Here is a 19,491-nt window from a genome sequence, read left to right on the forward strand (position 1 = left end):
TTTCGGCCTGAGAAGTCTGTCGGGAGGGCCCGCTACAGTCCAGCCATGACAGATCGCCAGCTCGTAGACGGCCCGACCACGATCCCGGCTGTCGTGCCGGGTGCCGCGGCGGTGTTTCCAGACCTACCGCCCGAGGTTGCTGCTCGGATCGAGCGTTCCATGGCCGCGTCCCGCTCGACCGGTACCCGCCGGGCCTACACCTCGGCGTGGCGACGCTTCGAGACCTGGTGCACCGTCGCCGGGCACCACGCGTTGCCGGCGCATCCCGCGACAGTGGCGGCCTACCTCGTCGCCGCGGCCGACACGCTCACCGTCGACGGGACGCGGGCGTACGCGGCCGCGACGTTCGGCAAGTGGATTGCGGCGATCGCCGACCGCCACCGCGCTACCGGACACGACAACCCGTGCGGGCACGAGATGGTGCGCGCCACCCTCGCCGGTATCCGGCGGGACTACGCGTCGGCGGGGGAGCGGCCCCGCAACCCGCGCGCACCGCTGCTGACCTCCGACATCACCACGATCGTCGACCACGCCCGACGCACTACAGCGGGGTGGGCGTCGGAGGTGCTCGAACGCCGCGACACCGCGCTGCTGCTGATGGGATACACCGGCGCATTTCGACGCAGCGAACTCGTAGCGCTGGAATGCCGCGATGTGCGCCGCGACCGTCTCGACGGTGCGCACGTACGGATCCGAAGATCGAAGACCGACCAGGACGGAACCGGCATCGGAACGGTGAAAGCGCTTCCGTTCACCGACTGCCACGAATCCTGCCCGGTCTGCGCGTGGGTGCGATGGCTGCAGATCGTCGCCGCGTTCGACACCGGGGGCAGAGCCGCCGTCATTCGACTGCTTTCTCGCGCAGCACAATTCGACTCCCATCTCTGCCGCGGCACCCTGCCGACCGCCGAGAAACGGTCGCCGCTGTTCCGGTCTGTCCGCAAGAACGGCAACCTCTCCGACACTGTGTTGTCCGGGGCAGCGGTCCATGCGGCGATCCGCCGCCGCGCAGCTCACGCCGGGTACGACCCCGAGACTGTCATGCAGCTCGGCGGCCATTCCCTGCGGGCAGGATTCGTCACCCAAGCCTTCCGTAACGGTGCCGATGCACATGCGATCATGCGCCAGACCGGGCACACCACACCCGCAATGGTCGAGACATATGCCCGCGAGCACGCCCCTCTGGTCGGCAACGCGGTCACCGAACTCGGTCTATGACCGGGCGTGTGACTTCACCCGTGAACGCCGATAGGGCGACCGGGGTAGATGCTGACCACGACGACTGCACCGGTTCGATTCGACCAGCGGATATCACGAACGTGGCGGTGCCGAAGCGGGATCGGCACACGTGGTCACTGTTCGAGGACTGGTGCACCGCCCATGACGAAACACCACTGGCGGCCTCCCCGGATTCACTTGCTCGGTTCCTCTCGGCGCACCCCGCGGCGTCCACGACCCAGCGCCGCCGGATCGCGGTGATCGACGCCGCCCATTCCCGGCACCTGTTACCCCAGCCGGGCCGTGCGGAGGTCGTCCGGGCTGCGCTGGACGTGGCGCGTACGGCGCGCCTGCACGAGCTGGCAGCCGTGATCGGCGGCGTCATCGCGCGCCTCCCCGAATCCGGTTGGCCGTCCGAACTGTTCGCGCGGCGAGACGCCCTCGTCCTGGTCTTTGCCTCGACCGGTCTGCCGTACACCCAGATCGCGGCCCTGCGGCCCTGCGACGTCACCGCCGATCCGAGGATCGATGCCCTTCGTATCGACACAGGCCGCGGCGTTCGCACCGTCACTCCTCTCGCACTGATGGAGACGGGTATCTCGCCGCGGACGGTGTTCCAGCGCTGGTTGGAGGTGCTGGGCCATCACACGCGGTACCCGAACACTCGAATGCTCGCCGACGCTCTCGATGCCGTGGGCGGTACCGGGCTCAGCGGATTCGACCGGTACGTCGATCCGGCCGGTCGACAGCCGCTGTCGACCGCAATCGACCGGTGGGGTCACACCCCGCTGACTGCGACTGCACTTACCGCCCATGCGGTCGCCGACATCGTTCGAGCGCACCTGGACGGACGAGCACCTGTGCACCGACACCATTCGGTGCAGGCACGGCAGCCGAGCACAGATCTCGTACCCAAGCCCGCCTCGGCTTCGCTACTCGACCCCGGCTACTACGAACACGGGACTCGGGCACGCCGAGACGCACACCAGCTACTCGGTGGCGTCGATTCGACGCTCGACGACGTCGAAGAGCGTGCGGATTCACTGTTGAAGCGGCTTCTCGAATTCGTCGAGGCAGAAGTGCCGCCGTGAGGTCGGCCGTTCGTGCCGCGAAGATGGTCCCTGCACCCGTTCAGGCCGCTTCTGTGGCGTGGAGACGCTCGACGAGACCGGGGTGAACCGATCGATCAGATCTCCGCTTGCGTGAACTCGACTGTGTCGCCCTCCGGTGCACCGACATTCCGGGAGCAATCGCCGGAGGGAACTTCGGTTCGGGTGAACCCCTCAGGCTCGGTGTGCGTACACCACAGTGAAGCCCACCGCTGGCGTGGGCACGAGGACAGGACACGTGATGAGCACTTCAAGGTTCCGTATGGCAACGTCGCTGCTCGCGTCGGCGGCGGTGATCGCCCTCGCCGGGTGCGGTTCCACCGAACCCACCGGTTCGGTGGCGGTGTCGAGCACTCCGGTGTCCACGTCGGCGGACGCGAAGGCTGCGACACCCGATGTGGCACCGTCCGAACCCGGACTGGTGGTGTACGCCAGTAACTACTCTGTGAGTGACACGGTCTCTCGGGTACAGCGCGCGCTGGAGACGGCGGGAGCTGTGGCAGCCACTGTGGATTTCGAGAAGTTGGCACAGGGAGCAGGTGAGACGATCCGCCCGACCACCGTGGTGATCGGGGGGAATCCGAAAGCGGCGTCGCCGTTGATCGCCGCGGACCAACGGGCCGCGATCGACCTTCCACAGAAGTACCTGGTCTGGCAGGCCGCCAACGGAACGGTGTTTCTGGCATACAACTCCGCCGAGTACATCGCGACGCTCGCAGGCATCCCGGTCTCGTCCGACGCCCTCGACGGACTCCGGGCCGGCTCGGCATCGACCGCGTCCGATGCGACGGGATCCTCGGCGGCCGCCGCAGAGGGCACCGATGTGTCCGCAGCGCCGGGATACCTGGTCGAGAAGACCAGTGATGCATCGGTTGCAGCGTCCATTGCCCGATACGAGGCAGCGTTCGCGGCCAAGAATCAGCCCACAGTCGCAACCGTCGATCTCGCGTCCGCCGCTGCCGAGACACCTCTGAGGCCCACCATGGTCACCTACGTCGGTAATCCTGCGGTCTCGACTGCGCTGGTCGGAGCGCAGCAGACCATGGGGATCGACCTCCCCGCCCGATACGTGGCGTGGCAGGATGCCGAAGGGATCGTTCACGTGGCTCACCCCGATATCCGTGTACTCGCCGCTCGGCATTCGATCTCGCCGACCAATCCTGTTCTCGACATGGTCGCCGCCGCCACGACCGGTTTCACCGATGCCGCTTCCGGCTCGGGCAGTTAGGTGGACGGTGTCGAATTCGGCTCACAGCACAACCACCAGCTCGTCGATGCGTCCGAAGTCGCCATGTCGGCGCTCTTCCGCGAGCACCAGCACGCAGTGACTCGATTCGTCAGCCGCTACACCCAGACCCGCGAGCAGTGTGAGGACATCGTCCAGGAGACGATGTTGCGCGCGTGGCGCGGGATCGACCGCATCGATGTGACGGCAGCATCGACGCGGTCCTATCTCATGACCATCGCGCGAAACGTACTCACCGATCAGTGGCGGGCGAGCACGAGCAGGCCGACTCTCGTCCACGATCAGATCGCACTCGCCGCCGAGTGCATCGACGACGAATTGGGCGGGGTCCTCGACGGGTGGCTCATAGACGAGTCGCTGCGTCGGTTGTCCGAGGAGCATCGAGCAGTCATCGTGCTCATCTACTACGAGGGTCGAACCGTCTCCGAAGTGGCCGCGCACCTCGATATCGCGGTCGGCACGGTCAAGTCCCGCTCCTATTACGCTGTGCGTGCCCTACGCCGGATCTTCGACGAGTTGGGATTGATTCCATGAGCTCAGCGCACGACGAGATCCGACCACTGCTCGGGGCGTACGTACTCGACGGACTCGAGCGCGACGACCGAGCAGCGGTACGACGACACCTCGACGACTGCCTTGCCTGCCGAACCGAAATCGACGTCCTGGCACCCGTCGCAGGAGTGCTTCGACGTCGCAGGCAGCCAGCAGATCTCTCACCGGTGCACTCGACGGCCGGTGCAGACCAGCGACTCGACCACCTGCTGAGCGCGATGAGGCATCAACGGACCTCCGAGAAGAGGCGGCGGCGAGTGTGGACTGCGGTGTCGGCGACCCTCGTTCTGGGAGTCGCTGCGGCGATCGTCCCGCTCAGTACCCTCGCCCGCTCCGACGATTCGACAACGGTGAACGATGCGGGTGCCCGCCCGCTCGTTCTGTCGAGCACCGTCGGGGCCACAGGTGACCTCGAGCTCACCACGAAAGCCTGGGGCACATCGATCGACGTCGACGTTCAACAACTCCCCGGCGCAGGCATCCTCACTCTGCAAGTGGTCGGCAACGACGGGACTCGACAACAAGCAGCTCAATGGTCGGTCACCGCGAGCCGAGCAGCAGCGGTGACCGGCGCAACGTCCCTTTCTGTCGAGGACATCCACTCGATCGTGATCGACGATCCGGCGGGCAACACGATCGCGCGGGCCTCTCGCTGAGACCGAGTCGTCACGGACACGGGCAGGTTTCGATGCGGTGCCTCGGACAGCGTGTCGGTCGCGTGGCCGCCCGAACGGCTGGACCGCGGTCGAGTGAGATCGGGACGCTGACGACGTACCCCGGATCGACATCCGAGTCCGAACGCGCTGGCTCTGCGTTCGCCGCACCGCATCGGTCCGTCGCTCGTTTTCCGGACTCATTCCAGAAAAGTCGTGCATACTTTCGGTCGGTTCGGTACCCACTGTGGCATATACCAAGGGGGGTATGTAAGTACCCTAGGGGGTATCCGACCTGATCTGGAATCGAAGTCGATGAGAAGACGGGTGCAATAGGCACCACACGGCCTGTCGTGGTTATCTCATAGGTGTGTTCAGGCAGCGGAGTCGTCAAACGCTCAGCAGTGGTCGTCGAGGCGAGCCACCGAGAGCTGGCGTCTACGGCTCACGGTGCGTTTCCCCATGGCCAGCAGTACGTGTGGCGTGGGTCAGCAGTGAGTGCGGCGTATGACAGATGATGACGTGTGGTCCGGAAAGCACGCCCGAGCGCACGATGCCCCGGTCCGCTCACTCAATGCGTCGGTGTTGCGATGGAGGATCGACACTGCACGGTCCATTCCACTGTTCGATCCCGACGACGGCGGCGACGCGGCTCGCTGTCTGGTGCTGTTGGAGTCTCCGGGGCCGAAAACGATACGTCCGGGCGGGACCAACATGTGTTCGTTCGACAATCCAGATCGAACGAACCCCGTGCTGAAATCGGTGTTCGCCGACGCGGGTATCGACCGGGTGCAGTGCGTCAAGTGGAATATTGTGCCGTGGGCAGTGCTCGATGACGCCGGTCATCCGGTATCGCCGACGGCATCCGTTCTCGGTGAGGCGGGCCCATATGTCGGCGAGCTTATGGCCTTGCTGCCGAAACTGGAGGTGGTTTTCGTTCTTGGTGCGAAGGCTCTCGATGGCTACATGCGCGTCATCACTGCATCTGCTCCCACCCGCCTCCTCCCGGTGATAGCGGCACCGCACCCCTCGGCTCGCAACGCACACGCACCGGCGGCTGCTCGCCAGCGGTTGATCAACGCAGCACTGTCGGTCGCAACGCACCTGGAGAAGGCACCTGAACCCCGCACTGTGCTGAGGTAGGGCGGATCGTGCTGCTGCTGCCTCCGACCGGTCAGTCCTGGTGGGGCTGGCGTTCGCCGGTGTCGGTGTCGATGTCGATCACCTCGTCCGGGCTGTCGGGGTGGTACTGGATGATGTGTGGTTCGGCGGCACCCCGGCGTGCACCGTCTCGATATGAGAACCAACATCCCGCGAACAGCACCACTGTCACGATCGCTGCGACGACGGTCCAGCCCTCGAACCCGCCGGCGAGGGCCGTGAGAAAGGCCCCCGCAGCAGCTGTTCCCGCCATCAGCAACAGCCAGGTCAGATAATTTTCGGTGACTCGTGCCTAGACGCGTCCGCGGCTGCCCCGTCTCGGGGTATCGGAAGTCGGTGTGTCTGCATTCGGTGTGTTCATCGTGATCGTGAGTCCTTTCCGGGGTCAGTGGTCGATTGGATCAACGCTGTTCGTTCGGTATCAGCGTTCCGAGTGGGTACTACCCGGCGGTCGGTTCAGCTGGGTTGAAAAAGTTTTCCTTGCACGCTGCCGCGGAGAGTGTGGGCGGCGACTGTGCCCCAGGCTGCGAGCAAGGCCGCATACAGTCCGATTGCAAGGGCCTCGACCGCGGCCGACCCCAGAGCGCCGCCGAGGGCAGTGGCACCGGTGACGCAGGTGCCGATGGGGAAGGTGAACGACCACCAGGTCAGTGAGAATGTCAGTCCCTTCTGGGCGGCATGGATGGTGAGGGCGGTTGCGAGGGTGAACATCAAGACGCCGAAGCCGCCCATCGTCAGTCCGTACAGAATGCCGAACACGTGCAGGCCGGTTGCGACGGAGGCGGTCTCGCCGGTGAACACCAAGGGTGCATCGTTGCCGAGCAGGTTCGCGGCGGTGATCGATTGACCGATCATGCCGAGGGTGATCCACACCGTCGGTGCTGCCTGGACCGGCGGGATTCCGCCGTGGACGAGCCGTCCGTAGATGAGCGTCATGGTCAGCATTCCGATGATCAGTGACAGCCCGAACATCGCGTAGCAACCGGACAGCATGGCCAGGCGCCATTGCCCATCCGCGATATGAGGGAGCAGCAGCGCACCGGTGGAGGCGGACACCATCGGCGGTACGACGGGCATCAACCACGCCGGGAGTGCGACGGCGGTCTGGTGATCGTGGGCGGTGATCATCAGGTAGGGCACGAGAATGCTGGTGATCAGCCCGAGGGCTGTGCCAGCGGTCCACAGGACGGCAAAAATCACGGTTGCGGGCGCCGCTCCGATGACGTCTTTGCCCAGCAGCATCGTCCCGGCACCGACGGTCAGCAGCGCCATGGGGGGTGCGCCGTAGAACTGCACCATCACCGGATGCGCGGCGTGCTCACGCGCATACTGCCGGTGTCGGATCCAGTGCACTGCGAAGGCACCGGAGAGTGTGATCAAGGCGACCGACGCTGCGATCCACACGATCGTTGCGAACACGTGCAGTCCGGGGATGTGGGCGGGCAGGGTGGCGGCGGCGTTGGCGACGATACCGGTGCCCATGACCGAGGCGAACCAGTTGGGGGTGATGTGTTCGAAGATCTGGCTCGGGTGGTCGAGGTCGGAGAGCACCGGCCACTTGCGCGGCCGCTCGGTATCGTCGCCGCGCCGAGACGTGATGGAGGAGCGGTGCAGAGCTGTCGTGGTCATGACTTCCAGCGTCCTCGCACACAGTCGTCACCGGTAGACACCGATTACCTGGCCGGTCCCAACCTCAGGTTATGACTGCGGGGATTTGAGGGCGACGACGAGCAGGTCGCTCGACGGTCCTCGCAGTTCACGGCCCGCGGGCCACACGGCACGCAGGAACCGGCGCAGGTCGAGCCCCTCTGTGTGAACGCGGGCCAGCGTTCCGGCGGCGATCTCGGCGGATACCGCGAGGGAGCTGAGTACGGCCGGTGCGAGGCCGCCGATGACGGCAGCTTTGATGGCAGTGGTGGAGGACACCTCGAGCAGTGGCGCGGCGAGTGGGCCCGCAGTCCGGAGCGCACGTTCGAGCGCGAGACGTGTGCCGGACCCGGGTTCGCGGGTGACCAGCGGTGTCGCGGCCAGTTCGCTCGCCGTGATCGTTCGTCGAGCCCATTGATGATCGGGGGCGACGACGACGACGAGTTCGTCGCGGGCAACGTCCTTCGAGTGGAGTCCGCTGGGCAGATCGGGGCTTTCGACGAATCCGATGTCGGCGCGGCCGTCGAGCACCGATGCGGCTACGTCGACAGAGTTTCCGGAGGTGAGAGTCGGTGTGATGGAAGTGTCGTGGGAGCGCAGTGTGATGAGCCATCGCGGTATGAGGTATTCGGCGATGGTGAGGCTTGCGGCGATACGAATGTGGCTGTGGCGGTCGGTGCGCAGCATTGCGATGCTCGTGGCGAGCTCGGCGGCTTCGGCGATGACGCGCTCGGCCCAGCCGGCGACCAGTTCGCCGGTTGCGGTGAGGGTGGCACCTCGCTGCCCGCGATGCAGGAGTGCTACCCCGATGCGGCTTTCGAGTGCTTTCAGGCGTGCGCTCGCCGCTGGCTGCGACATGTCATGCGCCTCCCCTGCGCGTCCGATGCTTCCCAGCTCGGCGACGGACAGCAATAATTCGTAGCTGATCAGGTCGGTCACATGGGTCGGCAGGGGCACGGTGCCAGCGTAGAGACTGCAGTCGTAGCGGGCGCGGAGCCCACAGGCGCGTTTGCCGGAAAAGTCCCCATTCGATGCTCAATGCTCGCGGGAAGTGGAACGGGGTCGCGGCACTGGATCCCGTGGTTCGTTCACCCTCACTGACGCCACCTGCTTTTATCCAGTTCTCGTCACCCAGGATTGCCTTGGTTCGTGCGAGTTGTTTCGAACTTCACCGGTGCTCTCGCAGCGTGAGCTGGGACAAGGCAGGGGATGAGTCGGACGTAGGCGACCATTCCGATCAGCTCCACCAGTGTCTGCGTCACCACGACCACGGCAGCAAGAGACAGTGCTGGTGGCAGCGCGAGCGCCAGCGGCAGAACGACCAACGAATTTCGGGTGGCACCGGAGAAGATCAAGGCCCGAGCGTCCGGGACGTCCAGGCGGGTCACTCTGGCCGTCGCCCATCCGACAACCGCCATGATGACCAGGAACGCGACGAAGATCGGCACCGCGGCAAACAGCTGGGAGCCTTCGGAGCGGACTGCGTCGATCTGCGACGCCACGACGACGGCAAGAGTGGCCATCATGACCGGCACCATCGCCGCGGCCATCACATCCATGATCTGGGTGCCGATACGCCGACGACGCGCAAGTGCTTGCGTCAGGGCCGCCAACACCAGAGGAACAACGATCAACAGCACGAACGCTTCGACGAACGGTGCAATGTCGATGATCTCCACCAGCTCGGACCCGACGAACAACCACAGGTAGAGCGGCAGGAACGCGATCTGCAACAACATCAACAGCGGCGCGCTCGCGAGGAGCCGTTCCGACGCTGCACCGGCCAACCCACTGAAGACGATGACGTAGTCGATGCAGGGAGCCAACAACACCAACAGCACACCGACGAGTACCGCCTGATCAGCAGCAACGAACCGGGTCAGAGCGAATACGACGATTGGAACGAGCACGAAATTCAGTACTACGACGCTGAGCAAGAATGTGCCGTCGCGCAGCGATGCGCCGATGGCGGAGAACGGAACCGCGAGGAACGTAGCGTAGAGCAACACGATCAGTACCGGATTGATAGCAATCTCGAACGCATGCGCCGACGACGGCGCACCCAAACCGACACCGCCACCGATGAGCAGGGCCAGCAGGTAGAGCGGGATCTGGAACTTCTCCAGCCACGCCACCACCGAGGTGGTGCTCGATATGTTCATGCGGTGCCCACCGCGGTGTTCGCTGAGATCAGCCAGGTGCAGTCCGGATTGCATGGCGTCGGCGCGTCGGGTGTGTCCCCGAGCCGGGCCAGCGCGTCGGTCAAACTCTCACGCAGAGCGGTCAATTGAGCGATCGATTCGTTGGCGTGCGCGATGTGGGACTCGATGGCGGGGCCGAGTTCGGCTTTGACTGCTGCGCAGGAGTCTTTCTCCCAGACACGAAGGAGAAGTTTGATCTCCGGCAGCGACAGGTTCAGGCTCTTGGCGGCGGTGATGAACGCCAAGCGTTGCCGAGCGCGGTCGTCGTAAACGCGGTAACCGTTCGCCGAACGGTCCGCCGGGAGCAGGCCCTCGCTTTCGTAGAACCGTAGCGTGGTCGCCGGGACGCCGGTCGCCGATGACAGCTGTGAAATGCGCAGAGCGGACATGCGCACGAGGATAAACCTTCGAGTCGGGTGGAAGGTCAAATCCTTGACCTTCCACGCAGGTGCTGGGGCTAACGTCGGGCCATGTTCCCAGCGAGACCGCGCCCGGACGTCCGGGCGCTCATCCGTCTAGACCTGACGCCTCTCAGCGAGATGAAGGCCCCGTCGGCGTGCACGCTCTCAACGGCTGACCAACCTGAGGGTATCGAGTTGTGGGCAACGATCCTCACCTGCGCTACCAGCCGCGGACGGTCGACGGCGGACTTGTATTCACCTTCCCGTCACGTAGTGCTCGGAGTCGGAGTGGGTCCGCGATCAGTCGGGTGAGGCTGCCTGAGGGGTCGGTCCGAGCCGGACATTGACCCAGTGTCGGACCGGAGGGATCGACCACATGGTCCACAGTGCGAGGAGCGCAGTGCTGGCGGCAAGAATGCTCGCGGCGACGTCGAGCGGGAAATGTACGCCGAGGTACAGCCGGGAGGCAGCGACGGCGAGCGCGAACAGCACTGATGTCGTGCGGGCCAACCGCCGGACAATTACGTGCGCCCGAGCGGTGAGCAGGACCACAAGCCCGATCATGGCCGCAGCCACCGCTGTATGTCCAGACGGGAACGACCACACGGTGTCGGGAGGAATCAGCCAGAACCGTTGCGGGGGACGGGGTTCGCGGATGCTGTATTTCGCGATTGTCGACACGACGAGGGTAGATGCCATCACTGCCAGGGCCCATGCCGCGTCGACCCGTCGGCCTCTCCACGTGAGCCATGCGGCGATACCGATCGCCACCACGATTCCGACGACCGGTTGTGCGCAGTCCGTGACAAATTCGGCGAGGGCAGTGGCCCAGCCGGCGCGATGAAGGGCGATACGGTCGTGGAACCGCAGACCCGCCTCTGTCACAGCAGTGGTGGAGGCGAGAGTGCCGGCGGCGAGCAGTGCGGCAAATGCGAGCAGAGCGGCGGCAAACGGCCGAATCCACGGACGAGCAGGAAACATAGGTGACTTTCCTTGGTTGGGTTGCGTGGGATGGACGGTGGGGTGCCAGGTGCGGCGACGACCGGTGGCGAGTAGGGCGGCCACTGCGATGACCTGGATTGCGGGAACGACGGTGAGCGACGCGGGAATCGAATGTCGTAGAGCAGATCGGTTTTCGGCTGGGGAACGGATGGCTTTGCCGCTCCGTTCGTCGATCACGAGAACGCAGACGCGCCAGTGCGCCGGCGATCCAGAGGAAGTGCACGGCGATGACGGGGTGGGCGTAACCGGAAACGTCGACGCCCAGAAGCGGCGGCTTGGTGTATGCCACCGGGCCGGAGACCGAGCGCACCATCAGCGCTGCGACCTCGTCGGATGCGGTGACCACACCCCGACGACGAAGGCGGTAGCCCCCCGCGAGGCGAGGGGGCCGGTGATCGAGCGGGCACCTTCGTAGACGAAGTCCGCGAGCATGCTGACCGTCCCGAACGCGACAACGAACCGACACGCCCCCCATCGATGGTCGTGGCGGTTCGGTGGATTTCTTTCTGGAAGCGCGCGGCGGGAACCCGGTGCGGCGGATGGGTCACCGGCGTGTTTGGGCTGCGTCACTATGCTGCCTATCGGTAGCGGGGACGAGGAGGACCGGGCGGTGGGCGTGGCGGGCGAGTGTCGCGGACACCGATTCGCCGACGGCCCTCTCCACCAGTGACATCATCCCGCCGCGGGTGGTACCGATGATGATCATCAGGGCGTCGTTGGCGTCGGCGATCGTGGTCAACAGTCGAGCCGGGTTGCCCCGCCTCGAGTAGAACGCCCAGTTCCCGGGGATGGCGGCCAGCATCGCGCATGCCTCGCGGCGCTCTTGTTCGACAGCGTCGGCGATGCGTTGTTCCCAGTCGTCGCTGTCCGGGTCGATCGGCAGGTCATCGGTGTCGACGATGTGCGCTACATGCAGGAACGCGTTCAGTCGACCGGCAAGGTCCATCGCGTAGGTCAAGGCAGCGTGGCTTGCTGGGTGCCGGTCGAACCCCACGACCAGGTGGCACACCGGTTCTACCGAGGCGGCGGGGCCGTCCACCTGTAGCGGAGCGCGCCAGTCCCCTAGGTCGTCGCAGGAGGCGTGGCTGGGATCGTCCTCGGTCATTGTTTTCTCCTCATATTGTTTTCTCCTCATACGGAAGCCAGGACGAGACCGGCACCGCCGGCGACGACAGTCACCAGCAGGGTGCCGACCGCGTTCAACACGCCAGCGATGTACTTCTGACGTTGGATCAGCCGCACCGTCTCGAAACTGGCGGTGCTGAAGGTGGTGTACCCGCCGCAGAAACCGATGCCCACGATCAGCTGAAGTTCCTGGGGTAGTCCGTGGAAAAGGATCAGTCCGGTGACGAATCCGAGGAGCAGTGATCCGGTCACGTTGATGATCGCTGTCGCCCAGGGAAAATCCGACGCCCGGCGGTGCCTGATGGCCCCGTCGAGCACAAAACGGACGATCGCCCCTGCACTGCCCGCGCAGGCGATCCAGAGTGTCGTCATTGTGTTGCCTCCGCGGGCCGTGTCCGCAGTCGCGCGGCGATCGCGATTCCGGCGGTGGTGGCGACCAGACCCACCAGTACGGTGCCGGCCGCGTAGCTGCCGGCGGCCCACCACTGATGGCTGCGCAGAAACAGATCGGTATCGACGGCCAGTGTGCTGTAGGTAGTGAACGAACCGAGCATCCCGGTGCCCACCAACAGCCGGACCCGCTGCCGCCACCCTGTGTCCGGGCCCAGGCGAGCCAATCCCTCCAGCAGCATTCCGAGCAGGAACGCCCCGACGATGTTGATAGCGAAGGTCGTCACCGGCCAGCCACTCGCGGCAGAGGAACACCACAGTCCGAGTTGGTATCGGAGCGGGGCCCCGACCAATCCACCGACACCGACGGCGGCGATCGCGGACGCTCGCGCATGCAGCGGGCTTGGGGGCGCACTGTCGGGATCGACCGGTAGGGTCGGATTCGGGTCGTGATGGCCGTTCATGGACAGACTCCTTCCACTCAGGGAAAGGAGCCATCAGCCCCAGGGTTGGGGCGGTTCAGACAACCCCCTACGGGGCGGTCTCGGCGGAGATCCATCGCCGGACACCACTATAGCCTGACCAGGGATCGACCCAAGCAGATCCGATGTACGTTCGAGATTCTCGGTCAGCAGGCCGAGGTGTCTATGTGCCAGCGCTGCAGCTCAACAACCGAACCCGGTTGTTGAGCTCGACTAACGGCCACGACGGCACCGGCCACGACGGCACCGGCCGTGCAACGGGTCGGATTGGACACCTGTGTTCGCGTATCAAGCCCGGTATTCCCGATCCGCCGACCACCGCGATCTTCTCAACACGGGTACGTGGCACACGGCGTCACCAAGACGCTGAACATTTCGCCGAACACAGCATTGTCGTCGAACTCAGAGCGGGCACCAGGCTCGGAACCGAGGTTCATTGCCACGCCGCATCGACACGCAGTCGACTAGACCACACTCGAACATGAACTGCGCCACCCAATTTAACCCCACTGCAGTAGGTCGAGAGTGAATCGGGATACTTCGAATCGAACGCATAGAACGTCTGGCGCACAAGCGCACTCAACATACCGGTGACGAGCTACGTCAAAGTCAAAGACTCCAAGGGAACACACACGACGTGTCGAGGGCAATCATGTTCACTGGTAGATCGAGGACTTTTCGATCACAGAAGCTGTTCTATATGGTGGTTGTACGCGTAGCTCGGCGGGATGAATGCTACTGACCGGCGCTCCCGTGTGGTGGGTAAGTGCAGTCGTCTTCTGAACTAGTGCAGTCGTCTTCTGAAACTGACATCACTTCGAGTCGTCGACCAGTCGCCGAGTAGTGCCAAAAACGTACGCTAAACCTGGGCGTGTCAGAACTGGCGGACCGATGAGTTGTGGCACAGTGAGTCGCTGTGGGCCACAAATACGGGTACGCCAGGGTCTCGACCGCCGAACAGAACCTCGATCTGCAGAGCGACGCTCTGAGCGCTTTCGGCTGCGAACGCATCTTCACCGACACTGCGAGCGGGTCCACAACCACCCGGCCGGCCCTGACCGAACTGCTCGGCATTCTTCTGCCCGGTGACGTGCTCACTGTCTGGCGGCTCGACCGGCTCGGCCGCAACCTTCCCCATCTCATCGAGCTCATCGCAGACCTCAAGGCCAGGGGAGTGGCGTTCGCATCAGTCACCGAACAGATCGATACGACCACCGCCGGCGGGGAACTTGTCTTCCACATCTTCGGTGCACTCGCCAGCTTCGAGCGACAACTTCTCCGCGAACGCACACACGCAGGTCTCGCCGCAGCCCGCGAACGAGGGAAGGTCGGCGGCCGCCCGCCCGCCCTCACGGTCACCAAGAAGCGCGAAGCAACCCGAATGCGCAACCAGGGCAGAACAATCGGAGATATCGCAGAAGTGCTGGGAGTCAGCAGACGCACGCTGTATCGGCACTTCGAGCAGGCTGCGCAGAAACCCGTCAACCTCAATTCGGCATCAGGAGCAGAATCGAAATGATCGATCGAGTAACTGACTCCGACTACCAACTGCGTTGGCCAAGAGAACTTTTCGTACAGGAAGCAGCAAAGCTGCTCAACCTACGGGCTAGTGAGGATAATTGGGACGACCGCTGCAAGATGCTGCTTCGCGACGCGTTCGTGGATTTTCCGGCGTGCGGGCCTCTTGACGATTTGAACGAGCTCCCCGGCACTCTGGGCCGGCAATGGGGCAACAAGCCCAATGACAACGTCTTTTCGTACCGCCAGAGCTTTCTCCGCGACCTCATGTCGCAGGCCGACCGGCTCAACGAAGATCCGCCAGCCAGACGGCCGCTTTGGCGAGAACGCCGCGGCATCACGACGTCTGCGGAGTCTCCAGCGGCGTTCGATACATTGGTTGCCCGCTATATAGACCTGGTCAACGACCTGGACACCCTCTGCTACTTCGACCGTATCTTCACCAAAGACTGCGTCGACGATCAACGCGGCCACGAACCTGAGCGGTACCTGTATCAACACTTGACTGTAGATCTCGCATGGCCGCTCGACTCGAGTGTGCTGATCGAAGATCGTGATCTGTTCTACGACGTCGTCGAAGTTCTATACGACGCGGCCGCCCGCCCCCGTGACGGCTGGGAGCATAATCACAACGAATGCGGTTGGCATGGAAAGCAGTTCGACTCGACAGGCGGACGTGCCGTCTATCGATGGCGCGTCAACAAGCTTCTCGACCGACACGACGTCAGGCTCCGCCTTGCCGAGGACGGCGCCGAAGAGGGCCGTCTCGTCACCACCACGGACGACGCACGCAACGACCTGATCGACACCACCACCAGTAGGACCACGCCCAGCGTCGACCGCGTACAACACGGCGTGGAACAGTTCCGCAGACGAGGTGTCACCCGAAACGACAAACGCGCGGCCGCCAGATCCCTGGCCGACGTTCTCGAATCACGCCGCAAGAACGTCCTAGCCGACGCGCTGGACAAAACCCATGCAGGCGAGCTGTTTCACATCGCCAACAAGTTCGACATCCGCCACCACACCGAAGACCAGAAGGCCGACTACCCCGACTACTACCTGGACTGGATCTTCTGGCTCTATCTCGCCACGATCGAGCTCACGAACAACGTCATCGACGACCAGCAGCGCGGCGAAGACTAGGCCCTGATTTCCCTGCCCTTGCGCGGGTCCGAGAAGACGAAGTCGCGTCCTCGGCCTCGAAGCTCGACGGGTTGTCGCAACGAGATGTGCGACTGCTTCGCTGGGTCACGATTCCGGCGACCACGTGCCGCATCCCTTGGAGTCGAAGGCGTAATCCGACTGGTCGATGGTGACCTGAACGCGGCGAGCGTTGGGGATGAAATCGTTGTCTATCGTGTTCCCGCTGGAGTCCTGTCGACTCCAGTAGCAGCCTTCGATCTCTCCCTCGATTACGTAAGTGCCGGGAGCGATCTCGGCATTGACGAGATGCGTACCGTTACCGAATCGCTGACCGGACGCTTCCAGCTCGGTGTTCACTGCGGCGTCGCCCAGCGCAGCGGTCCAAAGTGGCGCTTGCGGGTGTCCCGGGCAAAGCATCAGCGCAGCTTGCACCTCTTTGGCCTGCGGACCGCTGAGCACAAACCCCGGCTGCGCACGTACATCGTCGGGATCGTTCTCTGCGCAGATCGTGTAGAGAGTCTTGATGCTTCCGCCATTGTCGTATCCGGACGCTGCGTAGGCGGCCTTCTCGGCATCGGTGGTGGCCATGACGGCATCGGCGCGGATATCGCATGAATGCGGGTTGGTCGCCCACAACGCTCTGAAGTCCAACAGGCCATCCTTGGGATAGATCCTGTAGGTCCCTTTCGTGTCGTACCCAGCACCCGAGTAGCAGTCGAAAGAGATGCTTCCGGCCCCTGGTTCAGGCGTAGCGGCGGTCGATGACGGCGTTGCTGCCTGCGTCGGTGACACGGTCACGGACGGTGAATCGGCTCGGTCCACCGCGGCGTCATCTGCGGAACCCGAACAACCTGCAATAAGGCCCACAACCAACGCAGCCAACACGACACGTTTCATAGCGATGTTCATACCACTCGGTCCGTTGGGTCCTTCGCGCACGCCGAAGCGGCGCGATAGCCGGTCCCGCGTCGTGGGACACGGCCCTGGGTGGAGCATTCTGAACGACCAGAAAACCACTGAACCGCATAGGCAACGTTAACGCGACACTAGTGATAGCCTTAACGGAACCCCAATAGAGGTACTCCCCGTCGGCGCGTCAGTACGCTCGCGGAACCATCAGGCTACCGCACCGAGGCTTAATTCGGAAAGGACGAAGACAGTGGTCGAATCAACCGTCCGGCGAGAATCCCCGGCAGCGGCGGTCAAGCGCGACACCTGTCCACTTCGCCGTTCCTTCGTCGAACGCGAGCTCGGCAGCCAGGACCTCACTCCACTTGCGAGCCTGCTGCGCACACGAGGTGCAGCAGGTGGGCAAGGAGGCGCGCTCAGGATTTCGCTCCTACTCTCGCTGATCTGGGTTACAGCGCGGGAGCCTTACACGACCAGCCGTGTCGCCGCCTACTGGGCCGAACTGATCGGTCGTAGCGACGACCCACGAGGAGACGGTGCCCGAGCTGTGCGGGACGCCCTGCACGAACTGGCCGATAGACGCCTGGTGGGACTGCATACCATCGGACCCAAAACGCTGATCGAGCTCCACAACGAATCGCGCCCCATCGACAGCCGCGGCGCACCTGTTCCCTATAAGCCGCCCTACAACACCGAGCCCTACCTGCCGATCCCGCGTGCATTCTGGACCGAAGGGCTGGCCGCAAACCTCTCCGGGGCCGGCGTGGCGATGTACTTATGCTCGCTCGCGATGACCAGAGCCGAGGATCCCGAATTCTTCATCGTCGGGAGCTACTTCGACGACCGCTACGGGATCTCCCGATCGAGCCGAAAACGAGGACTAGCCGAGCTAGTCGAACGAGGCGTCCTCACAGTGGACGTGACAGAGAGTCAGGACTCCGTCACCTTCCGAACGGTGCGACGCAACCGGTATCGGCTCGCGCAGCCGTTCCAGCAGCCGGCCCCGTGGGTATCGCCCGACGCGGGTCAAGCGACCTCAGGTGGACCAGCAGCGGCGAAGTCGAGTACCTCGACCGTGCGGACCTGAGGCCAATCCGCGGGCCTCTCGACGATGCTTCTGATAGTCTGAGAGCGGCAGGCCTGGCCTGTGCTTCATACCGGGAAGCGACGCGGCGGCAATGCAGTAGTGCCGACCACGACCTAACGGCATCGGGGTCCAAACCCGGAACGTCGGAGGGCCAGGAGTGAGGGGCCGAACCAATAGTCTCGACGCGATATTGGTTCCCTCATTCAGGTGGGTATGTTGCAGAGAGGCACCTCAACGGGATTCCAACCCCCGCGAGGTGCCTTTCTCGTGCGTAAAACTGGCCTGCCGGCCTGGCCTCGAAGGCCCGATGTGGCCGACTCGACTTTCCCTACAACCAAAAGCGCGGTGACCGCGAACGGCCACCGGCTCCTGGTGCTTCTACCTATCAGCCATAGAACAACTGCAACACAGCAATCAGCAAGTCAACGGCCCCGTGAACCCACGGACCCACCACATCCCAGACTGCCATCAGCATTGCCCACACAGGAGACGAAACCTCGTCGCCTGGCCACGGCATCTCCACACCGAACACATGGCACACCAGATGTGCCCACCCGTGCACCTGCCTCAGTGTCGACAAGGTCCTCACGGGTCGTGAACCCCTGAACCTGGTGAACCATCCTCTCCAGCCTGCTCGCCCGGTCTCGGACCCATCATTCTTTTCTGCAGCCATAATACTCTCCCTTCATAGTGAAATTCCGTCCCGTTGTTGGGGTGATTTGCGCACACGTGTGGCATATCGGCCTTTCGGTTGGATTCTCGATATCTTGGCTCAGCGGTTGCTTCGCCTCCATCAGAGTCCCACATCGAGGGCCTTTCCGCAACCCTCTCGAAGAATGCACGGTCGACACGTATCGCCAGGTCAAAGCCGGTTTATAAGTTTAATCGCGTACTTATAGATCGTGAATTATTACCGGAATTAAGCAGTGGATATCTCTGATTCTTTTCCGGATATTCGCGATTAATTGCGCGGAATAGATAAATGTTCGATAAAGGAATGTATCCAGGGTCTACGAGCTGCCGCGACATGCAAGGGCCGTGATGGTGTCGAGGGGATCCGTGGCGATCGGTGGCTCCGCCGGTCAGGAAGTGGTGACAGCGTTTCCGTCACCGTCGACGACTGGGCTTTGGGTCCGAACAGTGCTCGTGGAGAACGTGATCAGGTTTCCGTCGCCGTCGACGGTCGCGAACTCCGTCGTTCCCCAGTCCGTCGCGACGGGGTGGCCGGCGTCTGCAGGGTGCAGGACGCCCGCGCGCGAGAGTTCGTCGTACAGTTCCGCGATCTCGTCGACGGTGATGCGGCAGCTGGCCGTTCCGGCGAGGAAGGTCTCCGCTCCGCTGCACACCGGCCAGGGTGCGGTGTCGGGTCGGCTGTTCCAGCTGTCGTCGTCGGCGGCCCACAGGTGGATCTCGACGTCGTCTCGAGTGAGCTTGGCGAAGGTGGGATCGGAGTACTGCGCCGTGAAGCCGAAGGAGCGGGTGTAGACGGCGATCGCTGTCTCGATGTGTCGTACCGGCAGCGCGGGGACCGCTTTGGACATACCCATGCGCAACACTAACGCCGGTGAACGACACGAGGGAGCGAACGCTGCCGTGCCTTCGGTGAGCGCGTGAAGGCCGAGGTGCGCTGGTCGCCGGGCGGGC

At 63.9% G+C, this 19,491-nt stretch carries 20 protein-coding genes and 1 riboswitch; of the genes, 9 read left to right on the forward strand and 11 right to left on the reverse strand.

The features are described from left to right. Positions 1-45: 45 nt before the first annotated feature. From CH294_RS26485 to CH294_RS26510, 6 genes are all read left to right on the forward strand, one after another. On the forward strand, positions 46-1,218 hold the full coding sequence (locus CH294_RS26485; RefSeq protein WP_027494235.1) for a site-specific integrase: 1,173 nt from the start codon (positions 46-48) through the stop codon (positions 1,216-1,218). A 101-nt stretch (positions 1,219-1,319) separates the two neighbouring features. Beyond that, complete coding sequence (locus tag CH294_RS26490) at positions 1,320-2,309, forward strand: hypothetical protein (protein WP_052059180.1); 990 nt, start codon at positions 1,320-1,322, stop codon at positions 2,307-2,309. 259 nt (positions 2,310-2,568) lie between these two features. Continuing rightward, on the forward strand, positions 2,569-3,555 hold the full coding sequence (locus CH294_RS26495; protein WP_080729192.1) for a DUF302 domain-containing protein: 987 nt from the start codon (positions 2,569-2,571) through the stop codon (positions 3,553-3,555). Next, a complete protein-coding gene (locus CH294_RS26500) occupies positions 3,556-4,107 on the forward strand; it encodes a sigma-70 family RNA polymerase sigma factor (RefSeq protein ID WP_094739362.1) in 552 nt (183 codons plus the stop codon). Then, entirely contained in the window at positions 4,104-4,781 is a 678-nt protein-coding gene (locus CH294_RS26505) for a zf-HC2 domain-containing protein (protein WP_027494239.1), read from the forward strand. The genes CH294_RS26500 and CH294_RS26505 overlap by 4 nt, the downstream gene beginning before the upstream one ends. A gap of 504 nt (positions 4,782-5,285) precedes the next feature. Then, on the forward strand, positions 5,286-5,921 hold the full coding sequence (locus CH294_RS26510) for a uracil-DNA glycosylase (RefSeq protein WP_051364861.1): 636 nt from the start codon (positions 5,286-5,288) through the stop codon (positions 5,919-5,921). A 31-nt stretch (positions 5,922-5,952) separates the two neighbouring features. Here CH294_RS26510 and CH294_RS26515 read toward each other — a convergent pair whose 3' ends face one another. The 9 genes from CH294_RS26515 to CH294_RS26560 form a co-directional block, all read right to left on the reverse strand. Beyond that, on the reverse strand, positions 5,953-6,192 hold the full coding sequence (locus CH294_RS26515) for a hypothetical protein (protein ID WP_094739363.1): 240 nt from the start codon (positions 6,190-6,192) through the stop codon (positions 5,953-5,955). A gap of 203 nt (positions 6,193-6,395) precedes the next feature. Then, positions 6,396-7,568, reverse strand: a complete 1,173-nt coding sequence (locus tag CH294_RS26520) for a TDT family transporter (RefSeq protein WP_080729195.1) — start codon at positions 7,566-7,568, stop codon at positions 6,396-6,398. 69 nt (positions 7,569-7,637) lie between these two features. After that, positions 7,638-8,543: a LysR family transcriptional regulator gene (locus tag CH294_RS26525; RefSeq protein WP_230074817.1), complete on the reverse strand. Its 906-nt coding sequence runs from the start codon at positions 8,541-8,543 to the stop codon at positions 7,638-7,640. A 170-nt stretch (positions 8,544-8,713) separates the two neighbouring features. Further along, a complete protein-coding gene (locus CH294_RS26530; protein WP_027494241.1) occupies positions 8,714-9,724 on the reverse strand; it encodes a bile acid:sodium symporter in 1,011 nt (336 codons plus the stop codon). 20 nt (positions 9,725-9,744) lie between these two features. Further along, on the reverse strand, positions 9,745-10,176 hold the full coding sequence (locus tag CH294_RS26535) for a MerR family transcriptional regulator (RefSeq protein ID WP_027494242.1): 432 nt from the start codon (positions 10,174-10,176) through the stop codon (positions 9,745-9,747). Between the two features lie 312 nt (positions 10,177-10,488). Then, on the reverse strand, positions 10,489-11,367 hold the full coding sequence (locus tag CH294_RS26540; RefSeq protein ID WP_051364869.1) for a phosphatase PAP2 family protein: 879 nt from the start codon (positions 11,365-11,367) through the stop codon (positions 10,489-10,491). 367 nt (positions 11,368-11,734) lie between these two features. Continuing rightward, a complete protein-coding gene (locus CH294_RS26550) occupies positions 11,735-12,295 on the reverse strand; it encodes a universal stress protein (RefSeq protein ID WP_027494243.1) in 561 nt (186 codons plus the stop codon). A 26-nt stretch (positions 12,296-12,321) separates the two neighbouring features. Further along, a complete protein-coding gene (crcB, locus tag CH294_RS26555; protein ID WP_027494244.1) occupies positions 12,322-12,687 on the reverse strand; it encodes a fluoride efflux transporter CrcB in 366 nt (121 codons plus the stop codon). Then, a complete protein-coding gene (locus tag CH294_RS26560) occupies positions 12,684-13,169 on the reverse strand; it encodes a CrcB family protein (RefSeq protein WP_027494245.1) in 486 nt (161 codons plus the stop codon). The genes crcB and CH294_RS26560 overlap by 4 nt, the downstream gene beginning before the upstream one ends. A gap of 17 nt (positions 13,170-13,186) precedes the next feature. Beyond that, positions 13,187-13,277: riboswitch (Fluoride riboswitch) on the reverse strand. An 826-nt stretch (positions 13,278-14,103) separates the two neighbouring features. Here CH294_RS26560 and CH294_RS26570 point away from each other — a divergent pair. Further along, on the forward strand, positions 14,104-14,706 hold the full coding sequence (locus CH294_RS26570; protein WP_048320406.1) for a recombinase family protein: 603 nt from the start codon (positions 14,104-14,106) through the stop codon (positions 14,704-14,706). Further along, entirely contained in the window at positions 14,703-15,851 is a 1,149-nt protein-coding gene (locus CH294_RS26575; protein WP_094739364.1) for a hypothetical protein, read from the forward strand. The genes CH294_RS26570 and CH294_RS26575 overlap by 4 nt, the downstream gene beginning before the upstream one ends. A 105-nt stretch (positions 15,852-15,956) precedes the next feature. Here the strand turns inward: CH294_RS26575 and CH294_RS26580 are convergent, their stop codons facing one another. Next, complete coding sequence (locus tag CH294_RS26580) at positions 15,957-16,748, reverse strand: hypothetical protein (RefSeq protein WP_141216548.1); 792 nt, start codon at positions 16,746-16,748, stop codon at positions 15,957-15,959. A 262-nt stretch (positions 16,749-17,010) separates the two neighbouring features. Here CH294_RS26580 and CH294_RS26585 point away from each other — a divergent pair, with 262 nt between their 5' ends. Next, positions 17,011-17,847: a hypothetical protein gene (locus tag CH294_RS26585; RefSeq protein WP_048320404.1), complete on the forward strand. Its 837-nt coding sequence runs from the start codon at positions 17,011-17,013 to the stop codon at positions 17,845-17,847. A gap of 1,082 nt (positions 17,848-18,929) precedes the next feature. Here the strand turns inward: CH294_RS26585 and CH294_RS26590 are convergent. Continuing rightward, positions 18,930-19,394, reverse strand: a complete 465-nt coding sequence (locus CH294_RS26590; protein ID WP_212709834.1) for a VOC family protein — start codon at positions 19,392-19,394, stop codon at positions 18,930-18,932. Positions 19,395-19,491 lie beyond the last annotated feature (97 nt).

Source organism: Rhodococcus sp. 14-2483-1-1 (assembly GCF_002259335.1).
In the GTDB taxonomy this organism is placed as follows: domain Bacteria; phylum Actinomycetota; class Actinomycetes; order Mycobacteriales; family Mycobacteriaceae; genus Rhodococcoides.

Bases quoted from the DNA above. Each gene is read 5' to 3' on its own strand.
- CH294_RS26485 (WP_027494235.1), top strand. From the start codon at position 46: ATGACAGATCGCCAGCTCGTAGACGGCCCGACCACGATCCCGGCTGTC.
- CH294_RS26495 (WP_080729192.1), top strand. From the start codon at position 2,569: ATGAGCACTTCAAGGTTCCGTATGGCAACGTCGCTGCTCGCGTCGGCG.
- CH294_RS26505 (WP_027494239.1), top strand. From the start codon at position 4,104: ATGAGCTCAGCGCACGACGAGATCCGACCACTGCTCGGGGCGTACGTA.
- CH294_RS26510 (WP_051364861.1), top strand. From the start codon at position 5,286: ATGACAGATGATGACGTGTGGTCCGGAAAGCACGCCCGAGCGCACGAT.
- CH294_RS26515 (WP_094739363.1), bottom strand. From the start codon at position 6,192: ATGGCGGGAACAGCTGCTGCGGGGGCCTTTCTCACGGCCCTCGCCGGC.
- CH294_RS26520 (WP_080729195.1), bottom strand. From the start codon at position 7,568: ATGACCACGACAGCTCTGCACCGCTCCTCCATCACGTCTCGGCGCGGC.
- CH294_RS26535 (WP_027494242.1), bottom strand. From the start codon at position 10,176: ATGTCCGCTCTGCGCATTTCACAGCTGTCATCGGCGACCGGCGTCCCG.
- CH294_RS26550 (WP_027494243.1), bottom strand. From the start codon at position 12,295: ATGACCGAGGACGATCCCAGCCACGCCTCCTGCGACGACCTAGGGGAC.
- crcB (WP_027494244.1), bottom strand. From the start codon at position 12,687: ATGACGACACTCTGGATCGCCTGCGCGGGCAGTGCAGGGGCGATCGTC.
- CH294_RS26560 (WP_027494245.1), bottom strand. From the start codon at position 13,169: ATGAACGGCCATCACGACCCGAATCCGACCCTACCGGTCGATCCCGAC.
- CH294_RS26575 (WP_094739364.1), top strand. From the start codon at position 14,703: ATGATCGATCGAGTAACTGACTCCGACTACCAACTGCGTTGGCCAAGA.
- CH294_RS26580 (WP_141216548.1), bottom strand. From the start codon at position 16,748: ATGAAACGTGTCGTGTTGGCTGCGTTGGTTGTGGGCCTTATTGCAGGT.
- CH294_RS26590 (WP_212709834.1), bottom strand. From the start codon at position 19,394: ATGGGTATGTCCAAAGCGGTCCCCGCGCTGCCGGTACGACACATCGAG.